Source organism: Cryobacterium sp. SO1 (assembly GCF_004210215.2).
In the GTDB taxonomy this organism is placed as follows: domain Bacteria; phylum Actinomycetota; class Actinomycetes; order Actinomycetales; family Microbacteriaceae; genus Cryobacterium.
This window is the reverse complement of record NZ_CP067394.1, coordinates 864,865-878,856: the sequence shown is the minus strand read 5'-3', so window position 1 is coordinate 878,856 and position 13,992 is coordinate 864,865. Positions and strand designations below refer to the sequence as shown.

The 13,992-nt window shown below is 71.5% G+C and carries 7 protein-coding genes; all 7 read right to left on the bottom strand.

What is annotated here, in order from left to right; translation table 11 throughout:
• Window positions 1-13: 13 nt before the first annotated feature.
• The 7 genes from BJQ95_RS04095 to BJQ95_RS04065 all read right to left on the bottom strand — a co-directional run bounded on the left by BJQ95_RS04095 (window position 14) and on the right by BJQ95_RS04065 (window position 13,962).
• Window positions 14-2,350, bottom strand: a complete 2,337-nt coding sequence (locus BJQ95_RS04095; RefSeq protein WP_256041519.1) for a transglutaminase domain-containing protein — start codon at window positions 2,348-2,350, stop codon at window positions 14-16.
• A complete protein-coding gene (locus BJQ95_RS04090; protein WP_130177591.1) occupies window positions 2,347-3,519 on the bottom strand; it encodes a DUF58 domain-containing protein in 1,173 nt (390 codons plus the stop codon). The genes BJQ95_RS04095 and BJQ95_RS04090 overlap by 4 nt, the downstream gene beginning before the upstream one ends.
• Window positions 3,509-4,489 carry a MoxR family ATPase gene (locus BJQ95_RS04085; RefSeq protein WP_130177593.1) on the bottom strand — a complete coding sequence of 327 codons (981 nt, stop codon included), beginning with the start codon at window positions 4,487-4,489 and terminating at the stop codon, window positions 3,509-3,511. The genes BJQ95_RS04090 and BJQ95_RS04085 overlap by 11 nt, the downstream gene beginning before the upstream one ends.
• 59 nt (window positions 4,490-4,548) lie before the next feature.
• Window positions 4,549-10,470, bottom strand: coding sequence for an Ig-like domain-containing protein (locus BJQ95_RS04080; RefSeq protein ID WP_256041518.1), 5,922 nt, complete (start codon window positions 10,468-10,470; stop codon window positions 4,549-4,551).
• Window positions 10,467-11,948, bottom strand: a complete 1,482-nt coding sequence (locus BJQ95_RS04075; protein ID WP_130177883.1) for a serine/threonine-protein kinase — start codon at window positions 11,946-11,948, stop codon at window positions 10,467-10,469. Before BJQ95_RS04075 ends, BJQ95_RS04080 begins: the two co-directional genes overlap by 4 nt.
• 132 nt (window positions 11,949-12,080) lie before the next feature.
• Window positions 12,081-12,896 (bottom strand): PP2C family serine/threonine-protein phosphatase, encoded by an 816-nt coding sequence (locus BJQ95_RS04070; protein WP_130177882.1) that lies wholly within the window; start codon window positions 12,894-12,896, stop codon window positions 12,081-12,083.
• Between the two features lie 49 nt (window positions 12,897-12,945).
• Window positions 12,946-13,962, bottom strand: a complete 1,017-nt coding sequence (locus BJQ95_RS04065; protein ID WP_130177881.1) for an FHA domain-containing protein — start codon at window positions 13,960-13,962, stop codon at window positions 12,946-12,948.
• Window positions 13,963-13,992: the final 30 nt, after the last annotated feature.

The following is a 13,992-nucleotide window of genomic DNA, read 5'->3' as shown; positions in this document are numbered from 1 at the left end:
CAAATCTGGCAGTTCACTGACCCGGTCCCTTCGTCCTCTCGCCAGCTCTCCAGAGCGTGCGCTTTGTGCGGCCATCCCGCTCGGCCGTTCTCTTAGCGTAGCGACCGAACGACCGCACCGAGATGACCGCGCGCAGGCGGTCCCGACGGCTGAGCCCGGAGCGCAGACTGTTCTGCAGCTCCCGCACCGATACCCAGATACCGTCGGGGTCGATCCCGGCCGCCCCGGTGGGGGCGAAGTCGGCCCGGTCCACCTCCCCGGCCAGCCACAGGGCGCGCACCCCTCCGACGGACCGGGCCAGCTCGGTGCGGGTCGCCAGGGGCGGCACGGGTACGCCGTGGTCGGTCACGCTGTCGGCGAATTCCCGCCAGCCGCCGACGATGCGCTCAATCGGCCGTGCTGCCAGCCGGCGCCGGCGCCGGCGCCGCCACTTGGCGGCAACGATGGCCAAGAACGGTGCGGCCAGGAGGCCGAGGCCGAGCAACGACCAGGCCGTGATGGTGACCACCAGGCGCACAGTCGCCCAGAACGGGTCGGCGGCGGCCGGCGGGTCGACGGTCTGGCTCTCCGGTTGGCTGGGCTCGGGCTGCTCGGCGGTCTCCGGCGCCGGCGGGGGCAGCACGGTCTGCGGGCGGGCGATGGGGGCTGGGTCGTCGGGTTGGCTGACCGGGATGTCCCGCACCGGCGGGTTGGGGTCCAGCGCCACCCAGCCGTCGGCCTGGGTCTGCACCTCGATCCACGCCGAAACGTCCGCGCCGGTCACCCGGGCCGCGCCGTTGTCGGCGGCGGGCAGGAAACCCATCACCACCCGGGCGGGGAAGCCGAGCTGCCGGGCCATCAGGGCCGCCGTGACCGCATACTGTTCGGCATCGCCGAGCATCGGCTGGTCGTCGAGGAGTTCGTCGAGGCGGTCGGCGCCGTGCCCGGACCGGCTGACCGGTTCCCCGGCGGTGCCGTGGCTGACGTAGCCAGTTGAGGTGAGGAAGTCGAGCATGTTCTGCAGGTTCTGACCTGCCGAATCGCCGGGGCGGACGACGCCGGCCAGGGTGTCGGCGAGGCCGTCCGGCAGCACGGTGACGGCCGGCAGCACAGCGGGCCCGGGCACTGCGTCGGCCAGGTCGCCGGCCGGCGCCGGCACGACGGCGGTGCTGGTGTAGCTGTCGCCGTTCTCGAGGCCGGTCAACACCGCGGCGGTGCCGCCGAGGTCGTTGTACACGAACGACTCCCGGCGGGCGGCTGCGCCGTCGCCGGTGAACTCGATCCGCTCCAGGGCGCCGATGCCCGGCACCCAGACGCCGTCGTATTCGCGGATCGAGACGGTCAGGGTGACCTCGTCGCCGCGCACCGCGCTTTGATCGAGCCGGTAGGGCAGCCGGGTGAAGGTGCCGGAGTCCGGTCCGGCCGCCGCGGCATCCGCGCTGCCGACCGCGTACACCACCCCGTTGTAGTCATCGAGGGTCGCCAACCGGATGCGTCCGCCGGCCGGCAGGCCCTCGACATCGAAGAGAACGACGTCGGCACGGTCCGGCTGCAGATAGTTGCGGAACGCTGCGAGCGGGCTGGGATAGGCCCGGGCGTCGAACGGTGCCTGCACCCTGGTGCGCAGCACATCGCGACTGGCGGTCGGCGGCAAGGCGACGGCAGCGACGGTGCCGGCCAGGATCGCCACCGTGAGCGCCAGGGCTGCGACGACGACCGCCCTGGCCGCCCCCATCCGCCGGTCGGCCGCCGGCATCCGCGCCGACGTGGGTGCCACCAGCAGCCGACCGCGGCGGCGCTCCAGGTTCAGCCACAGCAGCCAGATCACCAGCAGGGTGAACAGCGCCAGGCCGAGCAGGGTGGGCGTCCTGGCCTGGCTGGGGCCGAGCGCGATGCCGGCCACGAAGAGCAGCACCGGCCCCAGCAGGGCCGCCTCCGCCGCCCGACAGCGGAGGGCCACCGAGAGCCCGATGACCGTGCTGAGCAGCACCAGGATCAGCGCGGGCACCAACAGGGCCTGGTAGGAGCCGACAGGCAACACGATGGTCACGAGTTGCTTCCAGCCGAGCGCGGTGGCCGGCACCAGCTCGGCCAAACCGGTCAGGCTCGGCAGAAAACCGTACAGGGCCCGCCCGGGCACGGCCAGCGGAACACCGATGAGGAGGTAGCCGGCGATCGTGCAGACACCAACCAGCCAGGCCGGCCAGCGGCGCCAGGCGCCGAGGATGGCGATGCCGCAGCCGACCACCGCGGCGACGACGACGAGAAGCACGAAGGCGCCGGTCTGGTAGACGGGCCACAGGGCAGCGGCGGCCACGCCGGTGGCTGCCAGCACCGCGACGGTGTTGCCGAGGACGAAGCGCCCGCTCATGCCGCGGCCCCCCTCGCCAGGGTCTGCTGCAGGTCGTCGAGGAAGCCGATGGTGACGAGGCTCAGGCCGCCGGCCCGGCGGAGGCCCGGCCGGGCGCCCGGGTCGCAGATGACGGCGACGACCTCGACCCCGAGCGGGAATCCCGCCGCCGACGCGCGCAGTGCGGCCAACGGTGTTGACGACCCGCAGAGCAGGAAGACCACGGACAGCCCGGCGACCCCCGCGGCGGCCTGCCTGGACAGTGCGCGCAGGTCGGTGACGCCGGGTGCCAGCTCCACGCCACTCAACCCGTCCAACAGCCGGGTGCCGGTGAGGGTGTTCAGCGGGCCGGCGCTCGTCAGCACCGACACCGTGCGCGCATCGCGGATCGCGCGGACACCCAGGGAGCCGGCCGCGCTCACGGCGAGCTCGAATTCCTCCTCGTCAGCGAAGTCGCCCGACGCCAGGCTCAGGGCCACCAGCAGGTGGCTGCGCCGGGTCTGCTCGTACTGGCGCACCATCAGCCGGCCGGTCTTGGCGGTGCTCTTCCAATGGATGCTGCGCCTCTCGTCACCGCTCTGATACTCGCGCAGCGCGTGGAACGCCACGTCGCTGGCGGTGAGGTCGCGGGTGGGTTGCCCCTCGAGGTCACGCACGAAACCCTGGCTCATGCTCGGGATGGCGATGGTGCGCGGGTGCACATACAGCTCGACCTGCTGGGTGAGCACGGTCTCCAGGCGCACCAGCCCCACCGGATCGGCCCGTACCGTGTGCACCGGCCCGATCGGGATGATGCCCCGGCGTGCGGTGGGCACGACGAACACCTCGTCGATTCCGCTGTGCGCGGCCAGCGACGGCATCGGGAACTCGGCCAGCCCGGCGCCCACCGGCACCTGGACGGTCACGGCGGCCAGGCGGCGGCCCGTCCGGTTCCGCACGTCGACCTGGCCGGGCACCCGCTCCCCCGCGACGACCCTGTCGACGGGCAGGCTCAACGTGATGTCATGGGCGCTCCGGCCGAACAGGTGCGCGAGCGCGCCGAGCACCAGGACGGCGGCGGCCCAGCCGATCGCGGTCAGTTCGGCCCAGCCCAGACCGTAGCCGGCGCCGAGCAGCGCGGCTGCGCATCCGGCCACGCTCCAGCCGAGCGGTGTCACCGCTTGGAGCAGCCGGGGTCGTCTAGAGGACATCCGCCCGCTGGTCCTGTCCGCTCCGCGGTGGCGGCGTCTCGACCAGGATCCGGCCGATCACGCTCGAGGCGGTGACCCCGTCGAATTCGGCTTCGGCGTCCAGCAGCAGCCGGTGTGCCAGCACGGGTTCGGCGAGGGCCTTCACGTCGTCGGGGGTGACGTAGTGCCGGCCCTGGGACGCCGCAAAGGTCTTGGCCGTGCGGATGAGGGCGAGGGCGCCGCGCACGCTGGCGCCCAGGCGCACCTCGGGGCTGTTGCGGGTGGCATCCACGAGCCGTGCGACGTAGTCGTTGATGGTCGCGTCGACGAACACTGTCCGGGCCAGCGCGGCCACTTCGACGACGGACTCGGCCGAGAGCACCGGCGCCACCCGGCTGTCGTGGGCCCGCCGGCCGGCGCCCTCCAGGATCCGCACAGTGGCGGCCTGGTCCGGGTATCCGATCGACGTCTTCATCAGGAACCGGTCCAGTTGGGCCTCCGGCAGCCGGTAGGTGCCGGCCTGCTCGATCGGGTTCTGGGTGGCGATCACCATGAACGGGCCGGCGACCTTGTGGGTGACGCCGTCGGCGGTGACCTGGCCCTCCTCCATGACCTCCAGCAGCGCCGCCTGGGTCTTGGGGCTGGCCCGGTTGATCTCATCGGCCAGCACGATGTTGGCGAACACCGGCCCGCGGTGGAATTCGAAGGTCGCGGTGCGCTGGTCGAAGATGCTCACACCGGTGATGTCGCCAGGCAGCAGGTCAGGGGTGAATTGCACCCGGTTGTTGGTGCCGCGCACGCTCTGCGCGATGGCGCGGGCCAGCGAGGTCTTCCCGGTGCCTGGCACATCCTCCAGGAGCAGGTGTCCCTCGCTGAACAGGGCGGTGAACGCCAACCTGATCACGTGCTGTTTGCCGAGGACGACCTCCTCGACGCCGCGCACCAGCCGGTCGAACAGGGTCGCGAACTGGCCGGCCTCCTCGATGCTCATCAGGTCGGCGTCGCGTCGCGCGCCGGGCTGACCGGGGCTCACGCGATCGGGAGTCAGTGTCATGGGGTGATCGCTTTCGTCGGGATCGGGCGGGAGTAGTCGAAGGTGCGCTCGTTCACCGTGACGGTGAGCAGCACGGTGCCGGAGCCGGGCAGCGGGCCGGGCAGGGTGCAGGTGGTCGCGCTGTCGGCGGGGGTCACGGCCTGGCCGGCGACCGAGCACACGAAGGTCGCCGGGAGGGACCCGTTACGGGGTGCGTCGGTCCAGGAGAACCGCCCGGCAGCGCCGTCGTAGGCCAGACCGGTCACGGTGAAACTGACGGATGGCTCCGGCGCGGTGGTGGTGCCCGACCAGGGGCCGCAGGAGCCCCAGACCGTGCACGCCTGCAATTGGAACGCGACGGCAGAACCGAACGGCAGTCCGAGCAGCTCCCGGGGCCAGGCGCTGCTGCCGAAACGCTGCACCGAGCCGGAGCCGTCGGCGGCCCGGATGTTGTAGTGATCGACGCCGGCAGACGGGCCCACACCGGTGAGGTGGTAGTCCCAGGTCTCACCCCGCTGCTCCATCGCGCCCTGCACCTGGCTGATCGCGCCGGGCGCCGGGCGCACCAGGACCGTGGTCACCGCGGTCGCCGCGCAGCCGGCCCGGTTGTAGCCCCAGACCACGAAGGAGTAACTGCCGTCGTCGGCGAGCAGACCGTCGAAAACGACGCTGCGGCCGCCGGCCGGGACGGTCTTCTGGTCGAGCACCACCCCGCCGACGGCCGGTGCGGTGAGGGTGCCGGGTGCGGGTGTCGACACCGAACAGGCCTGCGCGCCGGTGGGTACGGAGCCGCCGTTGATCCGCTGCACGAAGTAGCCCCCGATGGCGTCACCGCGGTCGGCGAAGCCGTCCCAACTCACCGTGACGGCGCCGCTGGCGTTGGTCGCCGTGGCCGTGATCCCGCCGGCCTGCGCCGCGCCGTACGGTGTTCCGGCGGCGGCGGCGGAGTTCCAGGTCGACAGGGCGGGGTAGGCGTCGTTGCGGGCGCTGACCGTGTACCCCACGCTGGACCCGTTGGCCAGGCCGTCCACCCGCAGGGTGCACCGGGCGGCGCCGCAGGCCGAACCGGTGGCACTTACTTCGCGTTGCGCGACCCCGCCCACGCTCACCTGGTAACCACGGATGCCGGTGCCGCCGCCCGCCGGTTGGACGACGTCCCAGCCGAGCAGCAGGGCGCCGTCGTCGGGGACTGCGGTCAACCCGGTCGGCGCCGTGGGGATCACGTCGGACCAGACCGGCGCGGCGAAGGTCGCGGCCGTCGCCGTGCCGATGCCGTTCTGCGCGGCGACGCTCACTCGCACGGCGTTGTCCTGGCCGTTCCCCGGGGTGGCGAGGGTGCAGGAGGTGGCCGCGCACACCGTGCTGCCGAGCGGGCGGCCGGAGGCGGCGTCGGAGAGGGTCAGCTGGTAGCCGGTGAGCGGCGAGTTGTTGGCGGCGCCGGGGTTGAAGGCAACGGTGATCCGGCCGTCGGCGAAGCCCGTGGCGCGCAGCCCGGTGACGGCGTCGGGAACGTCCTGCACCGACACGCGCACGGTGCCCCAGGTGTACCGGTCGGGGTCGTTGGTGGCATCGGCCACCTGGTATTGCAGGGTGGTGTCGGTGGGCTGCGCGTCGGCGGACACCCGCACGGTGAGCCGGCTGCTGTCGGCGCTGGGCGTGATCGACACCCCGGCGGGCAGCCCTGCCGCGTCGAGCCCGCGGACCGCGAGCACCCGTAGGGCGACGGCGGGGAACGGGTTGGTGGCGCCGTCGTTGGCGAGCACATCGATGACCGTGCTGCTCCCGCGGGGCACGATGGCCGCATCCGTTGCCGGCAGGGCGAGGGGTCTGGTGGAGGCCACGACGCGCAGTTCGATGCGCCCCGCCTTACCGGTGCTGAGGTCATCGCGCACCCCGATGGTCAGCGAGCTGGTGCTGCCCTTCGGTGTGCCCTCGAGCGCGTTCACGGTGAGCAGACTGCCGTTCAGCGTCTGCCCGAACCCGGTCGGCAGCGGGTCCAGCACGGTGAAGGCGAGTTCGTCGCGGTCCTCAGGGTACGGGTAAGAGGTGAGCTTGGCCAGGTCGATGACCTTGCTCTGGCCGGGTTCGAAGTCGATCACCGCCCCGTCGAAGGCGGGCGGCTGATTCTCCCGCGGGGTCACGGTGATCGGCAGCACGATCGTGGCGGTGCGTCCGGCAGGGTCGGTCGCGTTTGCGCCGTCGGTCACCTCGAACGAGATCGACGCGGGCCCGAAGTATTGGTCCGCGCTGGTGAAGGCGAGGGTTCTGGCTCCCGTTGCGAGCTCGGCGCCGTTGGCGTGGGTGGCCCGCACGGTATTGCGGTCGGTGAGTTGCACGGTTTTGTCGCCGACGGCCACGACGTAGTCGTTGATGTCGATGTCGAGGGTGGCCTCACTGGCCACGACGAGCTTGGCGGCGCCGGCCCGTAGTTGCGGGAGGGCGTCGTCGGTTCCCGGCACCCACACGAAGGCGTATCCGACGATCTCGGGGTCGCGGGGGTGGGTGACGCTGAACGGGATGATCTGGCTGGTCTTGGTGACGGTGACACGGATGCGGGCGGAATCGGTGACGGTCGCGGTGCCGTCGTAACCGGGCAGCACGGCCAGGGTCAACGCCGTCGCCGACCCTTCGGCGAAGAACACCCTGGCGAGGACGTCAACGTCGACGGTTTTCCGGCCGAGTACGTCCGAGAGTCTCAGCCGGGTGTCGGCGGCCTCCGGGCGGGCCAGGGGTGCGTCGGCGGCCACGACAACGGTGAGGAAGGCCGAACCGGTGCCGCCTCGCTCGTTCTGGATCTCGTAGACGAAGCCGTACCGGCCGGCGGCGTTCGGGGCGCGCACCACGATCACGTTGCCGTCGATCACGGCGGGACCGGATCCGCCGTCGCCGGCACCGCCGGCACCGGTCGCCTCGACCGCGGTGATGTTCAGCGTGCCGCCGTCGGGGTCGGAGTCGTTGCCGAGCACCCGCACCGATACTCTCGATCCGGGCCGGACCGTCACTTCGTCGGGTACGGCGACGGGGTTGCGGGCGCCGTCGGGGCGGGGGCTGATGCCTACCCGCACTGTGCCGGTGGCGCGGGCGCCGAGGGCGTCGATGACGGCGTAGGTGAAGGTGTCGGTGCCCGCTGAGTAGTCGCCGGCCCGGTAGCTGAGCGAGTCGGCGTCGACGGCGGTGACGGTGCCCTTGTCGGGGTTGGTCTCCTGGCCGAGCAGCTGCACGGAGTCACCGTCAGGGTCGATCCCGGTGAGGGGGATCTGGATGCGCACGGTGTCCCCCGCCAGTACCCGGGCGGTCACCGTCGGCGGCAGCGGCGGGTTGTTCGTGGCGGCGTCGGTCTCCCGCACCGAGATGTGCACCTCGGCGTTGGCGAACTGGCCGTCCGGGGCGTTCACCCTGTAGACGGCGGTGAAGTTTCCGGTGCCGGCCGGCGCGAGGTAACGCAGCACCCGGCCGGAGGCGAAGAGCAGTCCGGCGCCGGCGGGCAGCGGGGTCGACAGGACCGGGTCCAGGGTGAGCGGGTCACCGTCCGGGTGTTCGTCGTTGGCGAGCACCGGGATGTCGATGGTGTCGCCGACCCGTACCGACACCGAATCCGGTGCCGCGACGGGCGGTTGCCTGGTGGTCGCCGCGGGGATCTGGATCACCGTGACGGTCCCGGTGGCCGAGGCCAGCCCGTTGCTCACCGTGTAGTCGAAGCTGGTGGTGCCCGACTCCAACGGCCGGGTCAGGGTGACCCTGATGAGGTGCTGGTCGAGGATCTCGACGGTCAGTCCGCTGCCGGCGGGCACGTTGGAGCTTCCGGTGACCAGAAGCACTCCCCCGGCCGGATCGATGTCGGTGGCGAGCACGTCGATGACGGTGGGCTGCTGGGAGCGCAGGAAGGCCGTGTGCGGCACCGTGATGGGCCGGCCCGGGCTGTCGGGGGCTGGGTCTACGTCGACCCGGATCCGCCCGGTCACGGTGCTCGCCCCGTCGGTCACCGCGTAGTCCAGGTAGTGCACACCGACGGCGTCGCTGGAGAACCTGAAGGTTCCGCCGGTGAAGTCTGCCGCGATCCTCACGCCGGGCTTGTCGGGCACGGCGCCCAGGCGGAGCGGCCCGGTGCCGCCGCGGGAATGCTCCAGCGGCGCGACGGTGACCTCCCTGCCGACCGTGGTGCGCACGGCGAAACCGTCGGCGACGATGGGCACACTGCCAGCCTGTCGCACCGTGATGTCCAGGGTGCCGGTTCCGGTGAGGCTGCCGTCCGAGACGGTGAGGCCCACCTGGGCGGTGTCCCCGCCGTCGCCGGCATCCGTGAACAGCACGGCGCCGGCCGGGGTGGACGTGGCGGTGTCCGGTGCCGCGGCCGTGGCGATGGTGAGGTAGAACGGGTCGCCGTCCGGGTCGATCCAGTCGCCGAGCACCTGAGACTCGACGCTGCCGCCAGCCGCGACGATGGCGCGGGTCTGGCGAACCTGTTGTGGGGCGGCATTCTCGTCCGGACTGCGGATCGTGACGGTGACGGTGGCGTCCGCCGTGCCGCCGCGGCCGTCGCTGAGCGAATAGCCGAAGCTGAAGCTGCCCGCGGCCTCCGGGGTGAGGGTGAGCTGCAGTTGCTGGTTGCTAGAGACCAGGTCGATCCGGCCCTGGCCGGCCGGCGGCAGGTCGGCCGAGTCGATCACCAGGACATCGTCGTTCGGGTCGTAGTCGTTCAGCAGCACCGGCAGGGTGACCGTGCGACCGGGGCGGGCACCGAACTCGTCGTCGATCGCGACCGGAGGCACCTGGGTGTCCTCGTAGTCCGGCGGGGTGTCGTCGGTGCTTGTCGTCGTCTCCTGCTGGTCGGAGACCGGGTCGATGAGGTCGTCCCAGTTGTCGATGAGTTCGTTGCCCTGCTGCACGTTCCAGGCGGTGCCGTTGTGGGCGTCGTTGAGCAGCAGCCGGGTGCCGTTCTGCCGGTACTCCAGGCGGGCGTCGCCTGCGACGCCGGCGAGGGTTGCGGTGCTTCCGGCCGGCGAGCCGATGCCGCAGGCCTGCCAGGCGGTGCCGTCCGCCCAGGCCGCGTAGGCACAGCGCCCGTTCTGGCTGGGCGCGGCAGGGGCGCCGGCGGCAGCGTCGCCGGCGAGCAGTTCGGTGGGCGCGCCGCCGTCCAGGGGCACACCGAGCAGTCCGGTGCTGTGGGCGATCAGCACCCTGTCGCCGGACACCGCCGGCTCCTGCAGGCGGGGCAGCTCGGTCAGGCCTGCCGAGAGGTCGACGGCCCGGTCGGGCAGGTGCAGGATGCCGGTGGTCGTGTTCAGCAGGGCCCAGCTGCCGTTCACCTGGCTGAGCTGGTAGCCGTCGGTGGGCTCCCCGGCCGGCACGCTCGCCGTCTCGGCCACGGTGCCGGGGCGCTCCGGGTCGATACGCACAAGAGCCTTAGTGGCCGGGGTGAACGCGAACAGCACGCCGGCGGCATCGAGGCTGAACAGGGTGCCGGCGCCCAGCGCGAGGGCAGGGTCCACGGTGCTGTCGAAGGCGGCCAGGTCGGCGGTGTCCGCCGTCCAGAGGTCACCGTCGGCCGAGATCGCTGCGAGGCCGCCCGCCAATCGCACCTCGGGGGCATCCGGTGGCAGCGCCACGCTGTCGGTGAGCGTGGCAGTGGCCGGGTCGAGGATGTCGAGGGTGCCGTTGCCGCCGTCGACCACGAGCACCGTGCTGCCGTCCTGCACCACCGCGGTGCGCCCGGATTCGACCGGGACGACGGTGTTCAGCTCGGCGAGCTCGGTGTTGACCCGGCCCACCAGCTGCCGGGTTTCGCTGCCCACCCAGACGGCGGCGTCGCCCAGATCGATCTTCTGGGTGGTGTAGCCGCCGGAGACCACCGCGACGGTGACCACGAGTGCGGTGACCAGGGTTCCGCCGGTGATGGAGGCGAAGACGGAACGGCGTGTGGCCAGCCAGCGGCGGATCACGGTGTTCCCGGGGCCGGGTCGACGCACTTCTCGGTGCTCGCGGCGCCGGTGCGACCGTCACGGCTGACGCTCACCGTGATGCAGACCGGGGTGTCCGTGGTGTTGCCGGTCTGCACGATGAACTCGGTGCCGCGCTGAACGCTGCTTTCGCCGCTGCTCAGGCTGACGAGGTAGCTGTCTTCGACGGTGACGCCCGGGTCGGCCCAGCTGAACACCACGGTGCCGTCGCCGGCCCGGCCGGCAACGTCACTGACTCTGGGGATCGTGGCGGTCCCGATGCTCGCCGGAGCGCCGGTGAGGGCCGGACCGACCAGGAGGGCGCCGGCAACGACGGCGAGCCCGACCACGAGCAGACCGCCGGCCGTGACAGCCGCAAGAGTGCGGCGGCGCCGGACCGTGCCGGGCCGGTCGGTAGTAGTTCGGTCGGCAGTGGTGCGGTCGGCGCTGGTGCGGTCGGTTCTGGTGCGAACGGTGCGGGTGCGGTCCGTTCGGGTGCGGTCGGCGCCCGGCTCCCGGCGCTGCCGGCGCGCCGGCTGGGCCGCCACGGTGACCACGCCGTTGATGCGGGTGCGGTCGGCGGCGTCCACGGCCGTTTGGGCCTCCCACTCGGCCGTCGCGAGCTCGACCGGGGTCTGGGCGAGCCCGAGCTCGGCCTCGACGGCCTGAAGCTCCCGGATCAGGTCGAGCGCACTGGCCTGGCGACGGTCGGGTCGTTTGGAGAGGGCCCGGGCCAGCAGCAGCTCCAGCCGCTCCGGCACGTCGGGCCGTCCGATGGCCGGCAGGGCCGTTTTCTGGATGCGGGCCATCAGCTGGGCGGGGCTGTTTTGTTCGCCGGGCAGTTCGAACGGTGACCGGCCGGCCAACAGCGTGTACAGGGTCGCCCCGAGCGACCAGACCTCCGCGGCCACCGAGCCGGGGCTCTCGTCGAACAGCACCTCGGGGGCCGACCACGGGATCGAGAGTCCGACCTGGTCGGATTCCTCTGCCTCACCGAGGGTGGCGGCGATGCCGAAGTCGGCCAGAACCGGATGGCCGTAGGCGGTGATCAGGATGTTCGACGGCTTGATGTCACGGTGCAGCACGCCGGCCCGATGGGCGGTCTCCACGGCACTGGCGATTGTCACCCCGATCCGGAGCAGCTCGGAGACCGGCAGGCGTCCGGACCGGTAGCGCTGGTCGAGGGCGTTGGAGCAGTACTCCATCACGAGGTACGGGCGGCCGTCGGCGGACACCCCGGCCTGGAAGACCGTGAGCACCGACGGGTGCGCGGACAACTGCGCCATCAGGTTCGCTTCGGCCTGGAAGAGGCGCCGAACCGGGTCGCTCACCACCGCGGCGAGCAGTACCTTGATGGCCACCTGGCGCCGTGGCAGGTTCTGTTCGTAGAGGAACACGTCGGCGAAACCGCCGGAGCCCAGCGGCCTCAGGTAGGAGAATCCGGGCAGGGCCGGGGGCGTCGACGGCAGTCGTACCGCCATGGCGCCTCCCGTGTAATGTCTCGCCCGGTCGGAAAAGGAACCGGATTACCTGCCTGAATGCCTGCCAAACCACAGGTAGAGATCGCTTTCACGGGTATCGACGATCCTGCCCAATTCTAGGGCTGCTGAGCGTCAGTCCTCGGTACCGTCGTCGGCCACGTCAAGATCGTCGACGCTCAGCACATCCAGCACGATCGCGGTCACGTTGTCACGGCCGCCGTTCTCCAGCGCCGCGGTCACCAGCGCCGCTACGGCGTCCTCAGCATTGGGGTTCGACATCAGAAAGTGCCGGATCCCGTACGCCGTCAGCTCCTTGGTGAGCCCGTCAGAGCAGACCAGGATGCGCAGGCCCGGCGTCAGCGGCAGGACCCGGTAGTCGGGCACGGGTGGTTCGTGGAATCCGACGGCCCGGGTGATCACGTTTCCGTGCGGATGCACATCGGCTTCCTCACGAGTGATCCGGCCGGCGTCGACAAGCTCCTGCACCACGGAATGGTCGACGGTCACCTGTTCCAACACCCCGGAGGTGAGCTGGTAGACCCGCGAGTCGCCGATGTTGTAGGCGATGAATTGCGGCGCATCCGAGACGATCGCCACCGCCACGCCGGTAACGGTGGTGCCGGTGCCCAGATCGGTGACGCCTTCGCCGGCCTTCATGTCCTCCACGGCCTGGGCGAGGGCGACGTTGATCGCCTCGGCCGTTGTCGGTGTGTTGGTGCCGAGCTCGGCGAGCCGGGTCACCACCGCCTTGCTGGCGACGTCACCGGCGGAGTGGCCGCCCATGCCGTCCGCCACCGCGAACACGGGTGATTGGGTTACCAAGCTGTCTTCATTGACTTCGCGGCGGTGACCAACGTCGGTGATCGCGGCCCAGGCCAGGGTGACGGATTTCTTCACCGCGGGGAGCGCGATCGTGTGGCTGGGTGAGCCTTGACCTATCTGGGTCACGGGTGGTGCCTTCCGAATACGAACGTGCGGCAGCAGCAGCAGACGATGGTCAGTCCGCTAGCAGGATCTCGATCAGGTTACCGTCCCCGATGTCCACCGTCGTACCGGGCAGCACCGTGAGGGACGCACCGGAGCGTAGCCGTTGGGTGCGACCGAGGGCAAAATGAACCAGGGTGCCGTTCGTGGAGCCGAGGTCGGTGACGACGACGGCATCGCCGTCCTGACGGATTTCGAGGTGGCTGGCCGACACGATAGCCGCCGCTGACGTCACCTCGACCAGTTCCACCACCTCGCCAGCCTGGATGCGCCGTGGCCGGGGGCTGCGCCCGATCCGGTACACCCTGTCCAGCAGCAGGTCCTCGCCGGTGGCCAGCCGGAACCGGTACCGGCTCGGTGCGGCGAGGGTGTCCTCGAGGGCGGCCTCGAGGGTCTCGGGGGCAGGTTCCACGGAGGCCTCTGCGGCCGGCGCGGCCGGGGCCAGATTCTGCAGCATCCTTCGATCGAGCACAACGGTGTCGTCCACGATCCGCCTGGGGCGCAGCACAGTGTCGGCGGCGTCGACGGGCTGCCCGGTGACCGACCAGAACAGGGTGTCACCGCTGTCGATGCCGGTGCCGAGCACGCGGCCGTCCGCGAGCCTGTCGGCGCCGGCGACGGCTGCCAGCGGTGACCCGACGACGAGCCCGGTCACGGCCTGGAACTCGGCCAGCAGCCAGGGCCGGATGTTGCGGTCGGTGAACCGGCGGGATCCCCCGATTGAGAAGACGTCGACGGCGATGGCACCGCGCACGACGGCGTGCACCGGGATGCCGTCATCGTCGCCGTCACGAGGGGTGCCGGGCACTATGACGGCGAACGAGTCAGCGTCGCCCGGCCCGCCCAGCGGGATCAGTGCCACGAGGGTCTCCAGCGCCACGACGGTGTCGGCGGCCAGTGCGTGCAGGGCCGCCACGACGGGGGCCCCGGTGGTCGCCGGCAACACGGCCAGGAACCCCCGGCCCACCACGAAGGTCCATTCGGCGTTCTCCAGCGGCGCGGTCTCGCTGCCGACCCGACCCAGTTGCATCTGCCTCCCTGTTCCTTCGATGCTAGACCC

What these genes read in the sequence shown, in the direction of transcription:
- BJQ95_RS04075 (WP_130177883.1), bottom strand. Translation starts at nt 11,948, where the DNA reads ATGGCGGTACGACTGCCGTCGACGCCCCCGGCCCTGCCCGGATTCTCC.
- BJQ95_RS04090 (WP_130177591.1), bottom strand. Translation starts at nt 3,519, where the DNA reads ATGTCCTCTAGACGACCCCGGCTGCTCCAAGCGGTGACACCGCTCGGC.
- BJQ95_RS04065 (WP_130177881.1), bottom strand. Translation starts at nt 13,962, where the DNA reads ATGCAACTGGGTCGGGTCGGCAGCGAGACCGCGCCGCTGGAGAACGCC.
- BJQ95_RS04085 (WP_130177593.1), bottom strand. Translation starts at nt 4,489, where the DNA reads ATGAGCATCGAGGAGGCCGGCCAGTTCGCGACCCTGTTCGACCGGCTG.
- BJQ95_RS04095 (WP_256041519.1), bottom strand. Translation starts at nt 2,350, where the DNA reads ATGAGCGGGCGCTTCGTCCTCGGCAACACCGTCGCGGTGCTGGCAGCC.